The 16,224-nt window shown below is 59.8% G+C and carries 17 protein-coding genes; 10 read left to right on the forward strand and 7 right to left on the reverse strand.

The annotated features are described in order from the left end of the window. The first annotated feature begins 71 nt into the window (after window positions 1-71). Together MCRY_RS05560 and MCRY_RS05565 are read left to right on the forward strand one after the other, a co-directional pair. Window positions 72-548, forward strand: a complete 477-nt coding sequence (locus MCRY_RS05560) for a MarR family winged helix-turn-helix transcriptional regulator (RefSeq protein WP_085628504.1) — start codon at window positions 72-74, stop codon at window positions 546-548. A 2-nt stretch (window positions 549-550) separates the two neighbouring features. After that, on the forward strand, window positions 551-1,318 hold the full coding sequence (locus MCRY_RS05565) for an SDR family NAD(P)-dependent oxidoreductase (protein ID WP_085628505.1): 768 nt from the start codon (window positions 551-553) through the stop codon (window positions 1,316-1,318). Between the two features lie 3 nt (window positions 1,319-1,321). Here MCRY_RS05565 and MCRY_RS05570 read toward each other — a convergent pair whose 3' ends face one another. The 5 genes from MCRY_RS05570 to MCRY_RS05590 all read right to left on the reverse strand — a co-directional run bounded on the left by MCRY_RS05570 (window position 1,322) and on the right by MCRY_RS05590 (window position 7,008). Then, entirely contained in the window at window positions 1,322-2,980 is a 1,659-nt protein-coding gene (locus MCRY_RS05570) for a sulfatase-like hydrolase/transferase (RefSeq protein WP_085628506.1), read from the reverse strand. A 110-nt stretch (window positions 2,981-3,090) separates the two neighbouring features. Further along, the gene (locus MCRY_RS05575) at window positions 3,091-4,419 is read right to left on the reverse strand and encodes a TRAP transporter large permease (protein WP_085628507.1); all 1,329 of its coding nucleotides are present in this window, start codon (window positions 4,417-4,419) and stop codon (window positions 3,091-3,093) included. 12 nt (window positions 4,420-4,431) lie between these two features. Then, window positions 4,432-4,944: a TRAP transporter small permease gene (locus tag MCRY_RS05580; protein ID WP_238939780.1), complete on the reverse strand. Its 513-nt coding sequence runs from the start codon at window positions 4,942-4,944 to the stop codon at window positions 4,432-4,434. 64 nt (window positions 4,945-5,008) lie between these two features. Next, window positions 5,009-6,046: a TRAP transporter substrate-binding protein gene (locus tag MCRY_RS05585; RefSeq protein ID WP_085628508.1), complete on the reverse strand. Its 1,038-nt coding sequence runs from the start codon at window positions 6,044-6,046 to the stop codon at window positions 5,009-5,011. A gap of 173 nt (window positions 6,047-6,219) precedes the next feature. Continuing rightward, a complete protein-coding gene (locus MCRY_RS05590; protein WP_085628509.1) occupies window positions 6,220-7,008 on the reverse strand; it encodes a crotonase/enoyl-CoA hydratase family protein in 789 nt (262 codons plus the stop codon). Between the two features lie 101 nt (window positions 7,009-7,109). On the opposite strand from MCRY_RS05590, the gene MCRY_RS05595 reads away from it, so the two are divergent. Together MCRY_RS05595 and MCRY_RS05600 are read left to right on the forward strand one after the other, a co-directional pair. Beyond that, window positions 7,110-8,006 (forward strand): amidohydrolase family protein, encoded by an 897-nt coding sequence (locus MCRY_RS05595; protein ID WP_085628510.1) that lies wholly within the window; start codon window positions 7,110-7,112, stop codon window positions 8,004-8,006. 3 nt (window positions 8,007-8,009) lie between these two features. Further along, the gene (locus MCRY_RS05600) at window positions 8,010-9,539 is read left to right on the forward strand and encodes an acyl-CoA dehydrogenase family protein (RefSeq protein WP_085628511.1); all 1,530 of its coding nucleotides are present in this window, start codon (window positions 8,010-8,012) and stop codon (window positions 9,537-9,539) included. On the opposite strand, the gene MCRY_RS05605 is transcribed toward MCRY_RS05600, so the two are convergent. After that, complete coding sequence (locus MCRY_RS05605) at window positions 9,529-10,380, reverse strand: AraC family transcriptional regulator (RefSeq protein WP_085628512.1); 852 nt, start codon at window positions 10,378-10,380, stop codon at window positions 9,529-9,531. The genes MCRY_RS05600 and MCRY_RS05605 overlap by 11 nt on opposite strands. 92 nt (window positions 10,381-10,472) lie before the next feature. Between MCRY_RS05605 and pobA the strand changes: the two genes are divergently transcribed. Then, window positions 10,473-11,642 (forward strand): 4-hydroxybenzoate 3-monooxygenase, encoded by a 1,170-nt coding sequence (pobA, locus tag MCRY_RS05610; protein WP_085628513.1) that lies wholly within the window; start codon window positions 10,473-10,475, stop codon window positions 11,640-11,642. Here the strand turns inward: pobA and pcaQ are convergent. Continuing rightward, entirely contained in the window at window positions 11,639-12,571 is a 933-nt protein-coding gene (gene pcaQ, locus MCRY_RS05615; protein WP_085628514.1) for a pca operon transcription factor PcaQ, read from the reverse strand. The genes pobA and pcaQ overlap by 4 nt on opposite strands. Window positions 12,572-12,661: 90 nt before the next feature. On the opposite strand from pcaQ, the gene pcaD reads away from it, so the two are divergent. The 5 genes from pcaD to MCRY_RS05640 are packed head-to-tail and all read left to right on the forward strand — an operon-like array spanning window position 12,662 to window position 16,211. Continuing rightward, window positions 12,662-13,450 carry a 3-oxoadipate enol-lactonase gene (gene pcaD, locus MCRY_RS05620; RefSeq protein ID WP_085628515.1) on the forward strand — a complete coding sequence of 263 codons (789 nt, stop codon included), beginning with the start codon at window positions 12,662-12,664 and terminating at the stop codon, window positions 13,448-13,450. Then, window positions 13,443-13,826, forward strand: a complete 384-nt coding sequence (pcaC, locus tag MCRY_RS05625) for a 4-carboxymuconolactone decarboxylase (protein ID WP_085628516.1) — start codon at window positions 13,443-13,445, stop codon at window positions 13,824-13,826. The genes pcaD and pcaC overlap by 8 nt, the downstream gene beginning before the upstream one ends. Further along, window positions 13,819-14,547 (forward strand): protocatechuate 3,4-dioxygenase subunit beta, encoded by a 729-nt coding sequence (gene pcaH / locus MCRY_RS05630; RefSeq protein WP_085628517.1) that lies wholly within the window; start codon window positions 13,819-13,821, stop codon window positions 14,545-14,547. The genes pcaC and pcaH overlap by 8 nt, the downstream gene beginning before the upstream one ends. Before the next feature lie 3 nt (window positions 14,548-14,550). Continuing rightward, window positions 14,551-15,150, forward strand: coding sequence for a protocatechuate 3,4-dioxygenase subunit alpha (pcaG, locus tag MCRY_RS05635; protein ID WP_085628518.1), 600 nt, complete (start codon window positions 14,551-14,553; stop codon window positions 15,148-15,150). Further along, entirely contained in the window at window positions 15,150-16,211 is a 1,062-nt protein-coding gene (locus MCRY_RS05640; protein WP_171046081.1) for a 3-carboxy-cis,cis-muconate cycloisomerase, read from the forward strand. Before pcaG ends, MCRY_RS05640 begins: the two co-directional genes overlap by 1 nt. The last annotated feature ends 13 nt before the right edge of the window (window positions 16,212-16,224 follow it).

A 16,224-nucleotide genomic window follows, 5' to 3' on the forward strand; every position in this document is an offset into this window, starting at 1 on the left:
CTCTCCGACGGAAATTGTTTACTAACTTAACGATATGATATATTTTTCCTTTGAACAACAGGAGATGACGTATGGCATCGCTGCGCAAGACTGACAGGCGGACCGAGGATGAGGCGCATATCGAAGCGCCGGATCTGGAAGAATTCATCGGCTACAACCTGAAGCGCGCTTATGTGATCGTGCAGGCGGATTTCCGGCGAGCGCTGGGCGAAGACGGATTCGCGCCGCGCGTGTTTTCGGCCCTGTCTCTGGTAGTGCAATACCCGAACGTGACGCAAAGCGGATTGGCGCGGATGCTTGGGATCGAACGGTCGGGTCTGGTGGCCATCGTCGACGAATTGGAAGGGCGCGGCTTGATCAAGCGGACCAATGTGCCCGGAGATCGCCGGGTGCAGGCATTGGTGCCGACAGCCAAAGGCAAGACGTCCTATGTCGAGGCGCGTGCCGTTGTGCGTGCGCATGAGGATCGGTTGTTGTCGAACCTGAGCACCGAAGAAAAGGCAACGCTTCTGACGTTGCTGGGTAAGATACGGTCACACGAGGATTGATCATGCAGAATTGGGCTGGATATGGCGCCATCGTCACCGGTGGGGCGTCGGGGCTTGGTGCGGCGACAGCGCAGCGTCTGGCCGAAGATGGTCTCAAGGTCACACTGTTCGACCGCAACGCCGAACTGGCCGAAGCGCATGCAACTGCCATCGGAGGCGCTTTTGCCCAAGTCGATGTGGGCGATCCGGCCTCGGTTGCGGCTGGTCTGGAGGTGGCTAGCGCCGCGCATGGCGTGCCGCGTATCCTGATCAACTGCGCGGGTATCGGCGGTGCGGCAAAGACCGTGTCGTGGGGTGCTCCGCATGATCCCGAACTCTTTGACCGCACCATTCGCGTCAATCTGATTGGCAGCTTCAACTGTGCAAGTCAGGTGGCGGCACGGATGGTGGCCGCTGATCCAGTGGATGCGGATGGCGCGCGCGGGGTGATCGTCAACACCGCGTCTGTTGCAGCGTTCGATGGGCAGGTTGGCCAATTGGCCTACGCGGCTTCCAAAGGCGGGATCGTGGCGATGACCCTGCCGATGGCGCGCGATCTGGCGGACAAGGGCGTGCGGGTATGCACCGTGGCACCGGGGTTGTTCCTGACGCCGTTGCTGCACGAATTGCCCGAGGACGTTCAGATGTCACTGGGCGCGCAGGTGCCGTTCCCGTCGCGTTTGGGCGATCCGGCGGAATATGCAGCGCTTGTGTCCCATATCACGCAGAACCCGATGATGAATGGCGAAGTGATCCGTCTGGACGGGGCAATCCGCATGGCGCCGCGCTAAGGATCAGGTGCTGCGGTTGGAGCGGCCAACGGGTTTCAGGCTGTCAAACGGCTTGCCGGTGGTGGCCTCGTATTCCTCTTCGTCCCAGAAACCGATGAGGATGCCAACCTCGGCTGCAATCTTCTGGCCTTCTAGAATCTTCGGCGTTGCGGTGACGCGGCTGTGATGCCGTGTCGCCCAGTCGAGCAGAGCTGCCTCCATCCGGGCGCGAACCTCCTGATGTTCGGGCAGGTCTGAAGCGCCAAGGTCTGAGAGTTCCTGCGGATCGGATTGCAGGTCGAACAGAATGGGCCGGAACGTTTCGCAGCGGATGTATTTCCATCGGCCATCAAAGATCATCTTGGTGTGCGCGTGTTCCTGCGGCACGCCAAGGGCCTGCGCCATTTCGGACCAGTGATAGTCATGTTCGCTGATCGCGTAACGGCGGGAAAACCCGCCTGTGCCGTGTAAGATCGGTGTCAGGTCACGGCCTTCGAGGATATGCGGTTTCGGTGTCCCGCCAACCACAGAGAGGAAGGTTGGCGCGAGGTCGATCATCTCGACCAGCGCATCAGAGACCAGCCCGCGCGTTGCGTCAGCGTCGGGGCGGGGATCGTAGAGGATCAGGGGAACTTTGACCGCGACGTCGTGGTAGAAATCCTTGTCGCCCATCCAGTGGTCGCCCATGTAATCGCCGTGATCCGAGGTGAACGCGATGATGGTGTTCCGAGATAGGCCAGTGTCCTCCATCCATTTGAACAGGCGTCCCAGATTGTCGTCGAGCTGCTTGATCAGACCCATATAGGCGGGGACCACCTGCTCGCGCACGTGGTCACGCGAAAAGCTGCGACAGACGCGGGCGTTCAGGTAGGCCTGCATGAGCGGATGGTCCGTGGTGCGTTCCGCGTCAGCGCGGATCGGAGCAAGTATGTGCCCACTATCGTACATGTCATGGTACGGCGCGGGCACGATATAGGGCCAGTGTGGTTTGATATAGCTGAGGTGGCAGACCCACGGTTGGTCGTCATTTTGCGCGGCTTGCATGAAGTCCATCGCGCGGTTCGTCATATAGGCGGTCTCAGAGTGTTCTTCGGGCACGTTGGCGGGCAGGCGCGAGTTCTTGAGCAACCAAGCAGAGAGCAGTTCGCCATCGGGATCAACACCGGAGTTGGCGAAATCCTCCCACGGGTTGTCCGAGGAATAGCCATGCGCGACAAGGTAGTCGTCATAGGCTGACCAGTTCTGGCGGGCGCTGTCAGGGTGCAACCCGTCGTCGCGTTCAAATATGTCAAAGCCGCATTCCGCGCGGCGCACGCCGATTTCGCTTTTGGGGTCGATGCCCAGCCATGCCATGCCTTCCGCGTCAGCGATCATGTGCGTCTTGCCCACCAGCACCGCACGCGACCCGACGTCGCGCAGATGATCGCCAAGTGTCGGTTCGCCGATCCGCAGAGGCATGCCGTTCCAAGTCGATCCGTGGCTGCGCACATACCGCCCGGTATAGGCCGACATGCGCGACGGGCCGCAGACGGGTGATTGCACATAGGCATTGGTAAAGCGCACCCCGCGCTGGGCGAGGGCGTCGATATGCGGTGTGTGCAGGTGCGGGTGGCCGTAGCAGCTCAGGTAATCAAAGCGCAACTGGTCGGCCATGATCCAAAGAACGTTGGGACGGTCTGACATGCTGTGCTCACTTGCAGGTGATCCGGGGCTTTAGATGTGCCGCAGGGATGTGGCGCTGTCCAGCGTTGGCAATCATACCTTGCACCGTTGGGTTCGGCGCAAGGAATAGGTCACAGCGCGTCGATGACCCAAACCAGCCAGAGCGTGATCGGAGGGAAGGCTGCAAGGATCACCACGCGCACCATATCGGTCAGCACGAAGGGCAGTGCGCCCTTGTAGGTCTGGCCAATGGGCGTTTCCTTGGCCATCGAGTTGATGATGAACAGGTTCATCCCTACCGGTGGCGTGATCAACCCGACCTCGACGACGATCAGGACAAGGATGCCAAACCAAAGGCCAAAGTCATTCGCGCTCATTCCGAAATCGAGGACGGACATGATCGGGAAGATGATCGGCACGGTCAGCAGGACCATGGACAGGCTGTCCATGACACAGCCGAAGACGAGATACATCAGCAGCACGATGGTCAGCACAAACCACGGCGAGAAGCCCTGATCTCCGACCCAGACAGAGGCGGTTTGCGGCAATTGGGTAAGCGACAGGAAGTTGTTGTAGATGCCCGCGCCAAGGATAATCAGGAAGATCATAGCCGACGACGCGGCAGTCGACAGGATCGCTTGATTGAGCTTGCCCCAGCTCATTTGACCCGATGCCAACGCGACCAGCCCTGTGCCTGCGGCGCCCACGGCGGCGGCCTCAGTTGGCGTGAAAATGCCTGCGTAGATTCCGCCGACGACGGAGACGAAGATCAAGATTACGGGCCAGACTTGCCCCAGCGCCTTCATTCGCTGTCCCCACGGCACCCGGTCTTTGACGGCGGCGCTGTTGGGCGACCAGTGGACCCAGACGGATATGGCGATCATGTAGCCGATCGCGGCAAGGATGCCGGGGATCAGGGCGGCGACAAACAGCTTTTCGATATTCTGCTCGGCAAGGATCGCGTAAATCACAAGGATCACCGACGGTGGGATCAGGATGCCCAGAGTGCCGCCTGCGGCCAGCGCTCCGGTTGCCAATGATCCCGGATAGCCGTAGCGGCGCAGTTCCGGCAGCGCCACCTGTCCCATCGTGGCTGCCGTCGCCAATGACGATCCACAGATCGCGCCGAACCCGGCGCAGGCTCCAACGGCGGACATGGCCACCCCGCCCTTGCGGTGACCAAGGAAGCTTTCGGCTGCGCGGAACAGGGCGGCCGACATGCCGGACAGGGTCGCGAATTGACCCATCAGCAGGAACAGCGGAATGATCGAGAAGGAGTAGTTTGAAAACGTGCCATAGGTCAGCGTTTTCAATTGGTTCAGGGTCATCATGGATGACCCGATCACCAGGTAGGTTCCGCCGACGCCGACACCGATCATCGCCAGCGCGATGGGGGCGCGCAGAAAGACCAGCGCGAGAAGGATCGGGAAGGACCAGAGAGCCAGTTCGATATTGGTCATGTCATGTGGTTCCTAGTCCGGAAGTCCGGCCATGCGCCGCCCAGAGCGCAGCACGCAGAATGCGGCGACCATGATGAAGCCGACCGCGCCCAAGAGGCTGGCGGCATAGCCCTGCCAGACAGGGATTTGCGCGATCAGAGTGGTTTCGCCGAAAGACAGTTTGTCCTGCATGCCAAGATACAGCCGCCATGTACCGACAGCGGCGACCACCAGCATGGCAAGGTTGAATGCGAGGTCCAGAAACCGGTCCATCGACTTGGGCATGACAGGTTGAAACAAATCCACCCGCGCATGGGCTTCGTTGAATTGGGCCCAGGGAAGAAAGGCAAAGATCGCTGCGGCCATGCCGATTTCGGTCATGTCATAGATGCCGCGGATCGGGCCTACGCCAATATCGAAGGGCACCAGCGCGCGGCCGATGATCGACACACAGGTCAGGACGATGATGCACAACAGCACCGCGCCACCCGCAAGAGCCAGCACACGTGCAATGAGTTCGACAATGATCTGAAGTCGCCGGTACATGCCACCCTCCCCAAGGTGCGGTGGGCCATTGCAATCAGCCCACCGCGTTTACTGCTCGGACCGATCAGCCGCCGTGCTTGGCGATCAGGGATTTGGCCTGTTCGATCAGCGCCGCGCCGTCGATGCCTTTGGCGTCCATATCGGCAATCCAGCGCTCGATCACCGGCTGCGATGCTTCTTTCCAACGGGCGACCTCGGCTTCGTCCAACTGAACGATGGAATTGCCTGCGTTTGCCGCAATCTCGCGTGCCGGGGCGTCCATGTCCCACATCACCTGAGTGGCGAAGGCCGACAGCTTGGCACCGGATTCCGCGTCAAGGATTGCGCGAAGATCGTCGGGTAGGGCTTCATACTTGGCCTTGTTCATCACCAGAACGATCGCGGCGGTGTAAAGCGACTCATCACCCGAGAACTCGGTGTGGTTGCTGACCAGTTCCGACAGGCGGATCGCGGTGGTCACTTCCCACGGGATCACGGTTGCCTTCACAACGCCCTTGGACAGCGCTTCGGGGATCGCGGGCAGCGGCATGCCCACAGGCTCGGCACCCAGTTCGGCCATCAGATCGTTGATGATCCGGGTCGGGCCGCGCAGGGTGAGGCCTTTCATATCTTCAAGGCTGGTCACGCCATCGGCAGAGTGGATCAGGCCGGGACCGTGCACCCATGCCCCCAGAACCTTCACGTCCTTGTATTCGTTGCTCTGGAAATCGGACTCGACCATTTCCCAATAGGCTTTGGCCGTTGCGACTGGATTCGTCATCATGAAGGGCAGTTCGAACACCTCGGTACGCGGGAAGCGCCCGGGGGTATAGCCCACGACGGTCATGGACAGATCGACCACGCCATCGCGCGCCTGATCCATCAGCTCGGGCGGGCGGCCGCCCAGCGACATGGCGTCGAAATGTTCGATCTTGATGCGCCCACCAGAGGCTTCTTCGACCTGTGCGCCCCACGGCTTGAGGATCTGCGCGGGCACCGGCGCGGGTGGCGGCAGGAACTGGTGCAAGCGCAGGGTGACTTCCTGTGCATAGGCCGCGCTTGACACGGCGAGTGCAGCGACTGCGCCCAGCAGCGTGCTTTTTACGAAGCTTCTTCTTTTCATGGTAAATCCTCCCAGATTTGTTGCTTATTTCAGTGTTTCTTCAAGAACACTCCGCAGCATTAGATGTTTTCCGCTGCGGAACGGAATGTCTCCACTGGTCAGGTGGTGGTAAGAAACGTGCATTTCCCTAGTCCCTCATGCCACGGTTCAAAGATTGACCAAGCTCCTTCGTGTTACTTTCTGAAAACGGGTTCGCGCTTCTCGAGAAAGGCCCGCAGGCCTTCTTTCGCTCCCTCAGATGTCTGGCACATCGCCGCGGCAAGGCTTTCGGTGAACAACCCGTCCGAGCGTGACATGTCGCCGATCCGCGCCAAAGCATTGATCATCAGATAGTTGGAGAAGGGCGCATTGTCCGCGATCTTGCGGGCCAGCTTGAGCGCAAGGGCAAGACCTTCGCCTTCGCCAACGGAATAATGCGCAAGACCCAAGGACAGCGCGTCTTCCGCACCGTAATTGCGCCCGGTCAGCATCATCTCGCGCATGCGGTCCGGCCCGATGATGCGGCCCACGCGTACAGTTGCGCCGCCACCCACAAAGATACCGCGACGCCCTTCGGGAAGTTGAAAGCGGGCAGTTGGTTCGGCGATCCTCACATGGGTCGAAGCTGCGATTTCCAGTCCGCCGCCGATTACTGCACCGGTGAGGACAGAGATCACGGGCAGGCCGCCGAATTCGATCAATTCGGACACGCGGTGCCAGTTGCGAGAATGGTAAACGCCTTCGACCGGGGCGCGGTGTTCGTGTTCCGCAAGGTCCAGACCAGAGCAAAAATGCCCACCTTCGCCGCGCAGAATCACGGCGCTCACACCTTCGGGCGGATGCGAGAAGAACTGGTCCAGATCGTCGACCAACGCGTCGTTCATGGCGTTGCGCTTTTCGGGACGGTCGAAAATCAGCGTGGCGATATCACCTTCGATTTCAACGCGTGTGACGTCACCCGAACGTGTTGAGCCATCGTGCATGTGATCCTCCCGATCCTTCAATTAGTTTTGTTGTATATGTAAACGGTTTTGCTGTATAGCGATTTTTGAAGGCGCTGATTTCTTGCCGTGGGAGGGCAGACATGGTCGATTTTTCAAAGGTGCAAGCCATTGATTTCCATACGCATGCAGAAGAGCCCTGTAATCATGGACGGGATGACGGCTATAATGAATTCCAGTCCGGCATGGCGGCATATTTCAAGAATCCCGCTGGTGCCGAAGGCATGCTGCCGACGGTTCAGGACACCGCAGACTACTACCGCGAACGCAATATCGCGGCAGTCATCTTTCCCGTCGATGCCGAACGCGAAACCGGGTTTCGACGCTATTCCAACGAAGAGGTTGCGCAGCTGTGCGCTCAGAATGACGATATCCTGATCCCGTTCGCGTCGATCGATCCGCATAAGGGCAAGGCAGGTGCGCGAGAAGTACGGCGGCTTGTCCGCGATTTCGGCGTGCGTGGTTTCAAGTTCCATCCGACGATGCAGGGGTTTTTCCCGAATGACCGGGAAGCCTGTTACACGGTGCTCGAAGCCTGTGCTGAAGAGGGGGTGATCACCTTGTTCCACACCGGACAGACAGGGGTCGGGTCTGGCATGCGTGGTGGCATGGGCATGCGGCTCAAGTATTCGAACCCGATGCATCTGGATGACGTGGCAGTGGATTTCCCGGACATGCCGATCATTCTTGCGCATCCGAGTTTTCCCTGGACTGAGGAAGGTCTGGCGGTCGCACAGCATAAGCCAAATGTCTATTTCGACATGTCGGGCTGGTCGCCGAAATACTTTCCTGAGATCTTTATCAAATACGCCAATTCGATCCTGAAGAAGAAGATGCTGTTCGGATCCGATTGGCCAGCCATCACGCCCGATCGCTGGCTCAAGGACTTTGCGGATGCCCCCTTCAAAGACGAAGTGCGCCCGCTGATCCTCAAGGAAAACGCGATGCGTCTGCTGGGCGTGACGGACAAAGGCGCTTGATGTATGACCGACTTCGTTGCGCCCACGGATGATATCCTGTTTTGCCTGCGGCACGTGGCAGATGCGCACCGTGTCGAGGGCTGGGATGATGCGCTTGCTGCTGACATCCTTGGACATTTCGCACAATTCGCAGAGGGCGTGCTTGCGCCGTTAAACGCGATTGGCGACGCGCAGGGCGCGCGACTTGTCGATGGGCGTGTCCTGATGCCAGACGGGTTTGTCGAAGCGTATGCGCAACTGGCGGAAGGCGGATGGCAGGGGCTACGGGCACCCGAACATTTCGGTGGAATGGAACAACCGGCGTTGGTTGCTGCGGGTGTGTCGGAGGTCTTTACCGGAGCCAATCATGCCATGCAGATGGTTTGCGGGCTGGTGCCCGGTGCTGTTGAGACCTTGCTGCATTTCGGAACGCCGGAACAACAAGAGACATGGATTCCCCCTCTGGCGGCGGGTGAGGTGCTCTCGACCATGTGTCTGACCGAGGCCGGTGCCGGGTCGGACTTGTCGGGCATCCGGTGCAAGGCGACGCGCGATGGGGCGGATTGGTGGCTTGATGGAGAAAAGATTTTTATCTCGGGGGGCGACCAGAACATGTCTTCGGGCATTCTGCATCTGGTTCTTGCCCGCAGTGGATCGGTGGAGGACGGGCTGAAGGGTTTGTCATTGTTCCTGTGTTCCGCAGTTGACGGTGTGACCGTCACGCGGATCGAGGAAAAGCTGGGACTGCATGCTTCACCGACCTGTCAGTTGGCGTTCTGCCATGCCCGTGCCGAATTGATCGGGGCCGAGGGCGATGGGTTACGGGCCATGTTCACGGTGATGAACCACGCGCGTCTTGATGTGGCGTTGCAGGGTGTCGCGCACGCGGCGCGCGCGTCTCAGATCGCCACGGCCTATGCACAAGACCGCGTGCAGGGGCGACGCAAAGATGGCAGCCCGGCGCGGTTGGCCGATCATGCCGATGTGCAGCGGATGCTGGCCGAGCAAGCGTCTTTGGCGATGGGCGCGCGGGCGATCTGCCATGTCGCTTTTGTTGAGATGGAGCGTGGCGAGCGCGCCGATCTCGTGGCGTTCTTGACCCCGCTCTGCAAGGTGTTCAGCTCGGAAGCAGGGATCAAGGCGGCGGATCTGGGAATACAGATCCTTGGGGGTTACGGGTATCTGAACGAATACCAGCTAGGGCAGGTGTGGCGCGATGCGCGCATCACCTCTATCTACGAAGGGGCCAATGGCATTCATGAACGTGGCATCGCCACGCGTGGTCTAAAGGGGCCGGGTGCCGACCAGTTTGCCGATTTGATCCGCGAACTTGGTGGCACGTCGGACCTAGTACTGGCCGACCTTGCGGCGTGGGTCACATGGCGCGACCGGATGCGCGGAACTGACGATGCGGAACGTGAGGCGCATGATTTCGCGCAGGCGACAGCAGGCCTGTTCTTTCGGGCGTGCTGGGCCAAATGCGCCGCGGTCTCGGATTCGCATCCTGAGCCCGCGCGGATCAAAGCGTTGGCGGACCGGGTACTTAGTTCGTGAACAGCGCGCGGTACTCTGAGGGGGTCTGGCCTCGTGCCGCGCGGAATCGTTTGGAAAAATAGGACGGGTCGATGAACCCAAGCCGGTAGCCGATTTCTGACACGGGCAATTGCGTAAAGGCTAGCAAGCGGCAGGCCTCTTGCATCTGGTGTTGTTCGATATAGGCGGTGGCGCCCATCCCCGTGGCGTTGCGGCACAGGCGGCTTAGATGTCCGGTGCTGATTGACAGCGCGTTTGCGAAATCCGATGCGGTCCAGCCATCAGACATGTGTTTCGAGATCAGATCATCCAGCGCAAAGAGGCGGGCATGTTTGGTTCTCTGTTCGGACGCGCGTTCTGCAAGCCGCGTTTCGGCCAGATTGGCGAGCACGGAATGTGCCAATCCGACAACTTGCTGCGCGCGAAACAGGCTGGTGCCGCCGACAGTCTCGCGCAGCAGTTGGGTCACCCGTTCCAAGGGGTGTTCGACGCGCCCGACAAAAGGTTTGGACAGGGCGGTCAGGATTTGATCCGTCGCCGGTGAGATCGTGCGCACAATGTTGATTGGGTAGGAGAAAATCTTGCCTTCAGATCCGGGTTTGAAGGTGAATTCGTGCACACAGTGCTCTGGAATATATAGAAACTCTGACTTGGATACTTGGTGTTTCTCGCCGTCGACAGTCGCGTCGATCCAGCCGTGTTCGACCATGAATAACTGTGACATCTGGCTGTGGCGGTGCGGCATGATCCGCCAATCATTGATCGGTGCACGAACCGAGAAATCCTCAAAATGGATGACATCCGGGAAGGGGCCTTGTTCGCCGTAGAGCCCGAAGGCGGGAATGGTGTTTTGCACAGACATGTTCGATTGTTACCATAGCTCGCTCTTTGGTGCCATTATCTGTTGCTGCTTTGCAGCCTATCAAGGTCGTCAGCTTTTGGAGGAGTGGTGCCATGAAAACCGAAGTCGCGATTATCGGCGGTGGGCCTTCGGGCCTGTTGTTGTCGCAATTGCTGAACCAAGCTGGTGTGGCGACGGTGGTGTTGGAGCGTTCGTCGCGGGATCACGTTTTGTCACGCATCCGGGCAGGGGTGTTGGAGGCCGGAACGGTGGACATGCTGCGCGAGGCGGGTGTGGGTGAGCGGATGGCACGCGAAGGCATTCCGCATGAAGGGTGCTACCTGACCGATGACGATCTGATGGTGCGGATCAATTTTGAAGAGCTCACCGGCACGTCCGTCATGGTCTATGGCCAAACCGAGGTCACGACGGACCTCTACAAGGCGCAGGATGCAATAGGGGCGACGATCATCCACGGGGTCGAGGATGTCGTGATCCACGATGCCGACAGCAACGCACCTTATGTCGAATACACTTTGAACGGCGCGCGTATTCGGTTGGACTGCGCCTATGTGGCGGGATGTGACGGGTTTCACGGGGTGAGCCGCAAGACTATTCCCGCAGACAAGCGCCGCGAATTTGAACGCGTTTATCCCTTTGGTTGGCTGGGGGTTCTGTCGCGCACGAAGCCCGCCCATGAAGAGCTGATCTACGCCAATTCCTCGAACGGGTTTGCGCTGGCATCGATGCGCAGCGAAACGCTCAGCCGGTATTACGTTCAGGTTCCGTTAACCGATAAAGTCGACGAGTGGAGCGATGAGCGCTTCTGGGCCACGTTGAAGTCATGCCTGCCGTTCGAAGTGGCTGACACAATGCAGACAGGACCGTCGATCGAGAAATCCATCGCGCCGTTGCGGTCCTTCGTCAGCGAACCGCTGCGTTGGGGACGATTGTTCCTTGTGGGTGATGCCGCGCATATCGTGCCGCCGACTGGAGCCAAGGGGCTGAACCTTGCCGTATCGGACGTGCATTACCTTTACCAAGCGCTGATCGACGCGGTGAAAAAGGGTGATACCGCTGGTATCGACGCTTATTCTGAACGGGCGCTCTTGCGGATTTGGAAGGCAATGCGGTTCAGCTGGCAAATGACGACAATGCTGCACCATTTTGACGGCGAAGACAGCTTTGCCGCGCAGATGCGCAAATCCACGTTGCGCCACCTGTCGCAATCGGAAACCGCCCGGCGCGATTTAGCTGAGAATTATATCGGTTTGCCGTTCTAACCTGAGGTTTGGCCCAAGGGGCGCAATTCGGTCCGGGCGTCTTCCAGCGCCCGGATCAGGCCGGTTTGTTCCTCGGTCAAGACGCCATCTGCCCGCATCGAGATGCCGATGGGGCCGCCGCGCAGGTCATTGCCAAGGGGCAGGGCGGTCAGCGTGCCTGCGTCAAGCTCGTCTTCGACCACCCCGCGCGAGATAAACCAGACCGCATCGGATGATTGCACAACCCGCCGCCCAAAGGCGAGCGAGACCGACTCGAACGCCGCAGTTTGCGCAGCGATGCCGTGCCGCGACAGTAGCGCCCGAACCAGTGGGGCAATCACCGCCCCCGGTGGCGGCAGTAGAAGCGGGAAGCCCTCAAGCGCGTCCAATGGCTGGGCCTGTTCAGTGAGCGGATGATCCGGGCGCACAACGGCTGCGATGTCTTCGGAGTAGAGATGATGGAATGACAGGTGCTGCATCACTTCGGTCGTGCCCATGCGACCGATGACAAGATCGAGGCTGCTTTCCCGAAGTTGAGACATCAACAGCCAGTTCGGCCCGGTGCTGACCCGCAAAAGGCAATTCGGATGTGTGTTCCGAAACGCCAAAGCGGCACGCGGCATTAGGGACGTCGCAGCGGTGGGCAGAACCCCGACAGACAGGCGGGTGATTTGGGACGGGATGTCTTTGACCAGCGATTGTGCCCGCGAGAGTTCGGCCATTGCAGCCCCCGCATGTTGCTGGAACACCCGGCCAACTGTCGTCAGTGTCAACCTTCGGTGCGACCTGTCGAACAGGGGTTTGCCCAACACCTCTTCCAATTCGCGAATGGTTTTGGATACCGCAGGCTGCGACACGTTCAGTGCATTGGCGGCGGCAGACAATGACCCCAATCGCGCGGTTTCAAGAAAGCATCGCAAGTGGCGCAGACGGATACGGGCGTCGATCATATATAACTCATGGGTTAACTAAACGGTGCAAGATTATAATTTTCAGGTAGCAAAAGAAATGCGAAAGAAGGGATGGGGAGATTTGCACATATGAGAACAGTCACATCGCATGGCGTCACGCTGCACGTGCAGGTGGATGGGCCTGAACACGGACCGGTTGTCATGTTCGCCAATTCGCTTGGCACAGACATGCGTGTCTGGAATCTGCTTTTGCCGTTCCTGCCAACAGGGTTGCGGATTGTCCGTTTTGACAAACGCGGGCACGGGCTGTCGGATTGCCCTGACGCGCCTTATGACATGGACACGCTGGTGTCGGACGCCGAGGCGGTGATCGACGCGCTGGGTCTGCAGGACATCGCCTTTGTCGGCCTGTCCATCGGTGGTTTGATCGGGCAGGGGCTGGCTGCGCGCCGCCCTGACGCACTGCGTGCCCTTGTTCTGATGGACACCGCTGCCAAGATTGGATCGCCCGAGATGTGGCAGGACCGGATCGCCGGGTTGCGGGCTGGTGGCATCGGGTCGATGGCCGATGCCATTCTGGATCGTTGGTTTGCGCCTGAAATGCGCAATGATACTGCCCGGCTTGCCCCATGGCGCAATATGCTGACCCGCACCCCGATCGAAGGCTATATCGGCTGCTGCGCCGCAATTGCCGGTGCGGATTTCACGCAATCGACCGCTGATTTGACCCTTCCCGTGATGGCGATGGCTGGGTCCGAGGATGGATCAACCACTCCCGAGATGGTGCAGGCGACTGCAAACCTCTGCAGCGCGACCTTTCACGTGATCCCGGACGCAGGCCATCTTCCTTGCGTCGAGGCGCCCGAAGAGGTCGGTAAACTGATCTCGGAGTTCCTAAAGGAGGTGGGTCATGTCTGACCGGTTCGACCAAGGCATGAAAACCCGTCGCGAGGTCTTGGGTGATGCCCATGTCGACCGCGCCGAAGCGGCCAAAACGGACTTTGATCTGCCATTTCAGACGCTGATCACCGAAGGCGCTTGGGGCACCGTCTGGTCGTCTGATGGGATCAGCCGTCGGGAACGGTCGATGCTCACGCTGGCGCTGTTGGCGGCCACTGGAAACTTTGAAGAAATCCCGATGCACATACGCGCCACCGCGCGGACCGGAGCCAGCAAGCAAGACGTGATGGAGGCGTTCCAGCATGTCGCGATTTATGCCGGCGTGCCCAAAGCCAACCACGCCATCAAGCTGGCCAAACAGACTTACGCAGAAATGGAGAGATCCGATGACTGACACCGCAGCCCTGATGCCGCGACGCCGCGAGGTGCATCCGGACCCGTATTACACGGATTACAAGACGTCGATCACCCGGTCGCCCTACCTGCCTCTGTTGTCGATGGAATCGACCCCGAGCGAAGAAACCGGTCCCCGTTTCGGTCACAATATGCTGGGTGCGCTCGATAACAACCTGATCAGCAACTATACGCAGGGCAAGGCGCTGGCCGTGGGTGAACGCATCCGCGTGCACGGCCGGGTGCTCGACGAGATGGGCCGCCCCGTTCCGCACACGCTGGTCGAGATTTGGCAGGCCAATGCGGGCGGGCGGTATCGCCATATAAAGGACACTTATTTCGCACCGCTCGATCCTAATTTTGGCGGCTGCGGGCGGACGATCACGGATGAGAACGGATATTACGAATTCATGACCATCCGTCCGGGGGCGTATCCTTGGCCGAACCGTGCGAATGACTGGCGTCCGATGCACATTCACTTTTCGATCTTCGGCCATGCCTTTGGTCAGCGGCTCATCAGTCAGATGTATTTCCAAGGCGATCCGCTGATCGACCTCTGCCCGATTGCCGCCACTGTGCGGGACCGGAGTCAGTTGGACCGCCTTGTGGCCCCGCTGGATATGCAGAACTCGCGGGGCATGGATTACCTTGCCTACAAGTTCGACATCGTGTTGCGGGGGCGTCGTCAGACGATGTTCGAGAACAAGCCGGAAGGGATGTAAGCCATGACACAACCGCTTGATATTCTGGTCGAAACACCCAGCCAGACTGCTGGTCCCTATGTCCATATCGGCTGCATCCCTACCTTCGCCGGGGTCGAAGGCGTCTACCCAGAAGACCTAGGCCTGAGCCCGATCGAAGACGGCGCCAAGGGCGAGGTGATCACCATCGTGGGCTCGATCTATGACGGCACCGGTTGGGCGATGCGCGACGCGATGTTCGAAAGCTGGCAGGCCGATGCGGCGGGTGTCTATCAGGGGCAGGATGGGGCCGATCCCAAGGTTTCGGGCTTTTGCCGCTTTGCCGCCGACAAAGACACGGGTGAATATACGCTGCGCACCATCAAGCCGGGGGCGGTGAAGGGCAGGAATGGTCAGGTCTTCGCGCCGCATATCTCGATCTGGATTGTGGCGCGGGGGATCAACATTGGTCTGAACACGCGCATCTATTTCGACGACGAAGACAACAGCGCCGATCCGCTGCTCGCCCGTATCGAACAGCGCCCGCGCGTGGACACGCTGATCGCCAAGAAAACCGGGGATGGCACCTATCGGTTCGATATTCGGCTTCAGGGCGAAGGCGAAACGGTGTTTCTTGACCTGTGATGACAGGCGTTTTTGACCACCCTTGGTTGTCGGGTCTTTTCGCGGATACCGAAATCGCAGCGCTTTGGTCTGCCGAGGCGCAGCTTGCGCACATGCTCACCTTCGAGGCGGCATGGTCGCGGCATGGTCATCTGGCCGGCCTGTGGTCGGAGGCAGACGGCGCATCGGCGGCATCTGCCATTGAAGGTGTGCCCCTTGCACCGGAAGAACTGCGCGACGGGACAGCGCAGGACGGGGTTTGTGTTCCGGTCTTAGTGCGCCTGCTGAAAGAGCGGACAGGGGCACCTGCGATCCACAAAGGTGCAACCTCGCAGGACGTGATCGATACGGCGACGGTGTTGTCCTTGGTCCAAAGCCTCGACCTGATCGACCAACGGTTGGCGCAATTGGCCTCGGATCTAAACGCATTGGAAGATCGGTTCGGGACATCCCCCCTGATGGGACGGACGCGCATGCAGGCGGCGATGCCCATCACTGTGGCCGACCGGGTGCAAACGTGGCGTCTGCCGCTGGACACGCATCGGGAGAGGTTGGCGCAATTGCGCCCGCGCGTCGCGCTGGTGCAGATCGGCGGTGCCGCCGGAGATCGCGCTGCGCTGGGCGCTGATGCAGACGCCGTGTGTGACGCTGTGGCTGGTGAACTTGGCCTGTCCGCGACACCGCAATGCTGGCACGCAATGCGCGATGGCATGGCCGAAGCGGCGTCAGTCCTTTCGCTCGTCACCGGGACACTGGGCAAAATGGGGCAGGATATCTGCCTTATGGCGCAGCAGGGGATTGACGAAATCAAGATGGAGGGCGGTGGCGGGTCGTCGGCCATGCCACACAAGCAGAACCCTGTACTTGCCGAGCTCTTGGTCACCTTGGCCCGCTACAATGCCGTCCAATTGTCCGGCGTACATCAGGCCATGGTGCACGAACAGGAAAGATCGGGTGCGGCGTGGGCGCTGGAATGGATGCTGTTGCCGCAGATGGTTCAGGCCACCGGGCGCGCTTTGGTCGTGGCGTCAGATGTGACGTCGCAAATCACCTCAATTGGGACACCCGACCTGTTGTCCTGATCAACGCCACGCC

This window comes from Marivita cryptomonadis (assembly GCF_002115725.1).
In the GTDB taxonomy this organism is placed as follows: Bacteria; Pseudomonadota; Alphaproteobacteria; order Rhodobacterales; family Rhodobacteraceae; genus Marivita; species Marivita cryptomonadis.

Excerpts from the sequence above, each read along its gene's own strand:
- pcaD (WP_085628515.1), top strand. The coding sequence starts at position 12,662 with ATGAGAACAGTCACATCGCATGGCGTCACGCTGCACGTGCAGGTGGAT.
- pcaH (WP_085628517.1), top strand. The coding sequence starts at position 13,819 with ATGACTGACACCGCAGCCCTGATGCCGCGACGCCGCGAGGTGCATCCG.
- MCRY_RS05595 (WP_085628510.1), top strand. The coding sequence starts at position 7,110 with ATGGTCGATTTTTCAAAGGTGCAAGCCATTGATTTCCATACGCATGCA.
- MCRY_RS05575 (WP_085628507.1), bottom strand. The coding sequence starts at position 4,419 with ATGACCAATATCGAACTGGCTCTCTGGTCCTTCCCGATCCTTCTCGCG.
- MCRY_RS05560 (WP_085628504.1), top strand. The coding sequence starts at position 72 with ATGGCATCGCTGCGCAAGACTGACAGGCGGACCGAGGATGAGGCGCAT.
- MCRY_RS05605 (WP_085628512.1), bottom strand. The coding sequence starts at position 10,380 with ATGTCTGTGCAAAACACCATTCCCGCCTTCGGGCTCTACGGCGAACAA.
- pcaG (WP_085628518.1), top strand. The coding sequence starts at position 14,551 with ATGACACAACCGCTTGATATTCTGGTCGAAACACCCAGCCAGACTGCT.
- MCRY_RS05580 (WP_238939780.1), bottom strand. The coding sequence starts at position 4,944 with ATGTACCGGCGACTTCAGATCATTGTCGAACTCATTGCACGTGTGCTG.
- MCRY_RS05600 (WP_085628511.1), top strand. The coding sequence starts at position 8,010 with ATGACCGACTTCGTTGCGCCCACGGATGATATCCTGTTTTGCCTGCGG.
- pcaC (WP_085628516.1), top strand. The coding sequence starts at position 13,443 with ATGTCTGACCGGTTCGACCAAGGCATGAAAACCCGTCGCGAGGTCTTG.
- pcaQ (WP_085628514.1), bottom strand. The coding sequence starts at position 12,571 with ATGATCGACGCCCGTATCCGTCTGCGCCACTTGCGATGCTTTCTTGAA.
- MCRY_RS05585 (WP_085628508.1), bottom strand. The coding sequence starts at position 6,046 with ATGAAAAGAAGAAGCTTCGTAAAAAGCACGCTGCTGGGCGCAGTCGCT.
- MCRY_RS05570 (WP_085628506.1), bottom strand. The coding sequence starts at position 2,980 with ATGTCAGACCGTCCCAACGTTCTTTGGATCATGGCCGACCAGTTGCGC.
- MCRY_RS05590 (WP_085628509.1), bottom strand. The coding sequence starts at position 7,008 with ATGCACGATGGCTCAACACGTTCGGGTGACGTCACACGCGTTGAAATC.
- MCRY_RS05640 (WP_171046081.1), top strand. The coding sequence starts at position 15,150 with ATGACAGGCGTTTTTGACCACCCTTGGTTGTCGGGTCTTTTCGCGGAT.
- MCRY_RS05565 (WP_085628505.1), top strand. The coding sequence starts at position 551 with ATGCAGAATTGGGCTGGATATGGCGCCATCGTCACCGGTGGGGCGTCG.
- pobA (WP_085628513.1), top strand. The coding sequence starts at position 10,473 with ATGAAAACCGAAGTCGCGATTATCGGCGGTGGGCCTTCGGGCCTGTTG.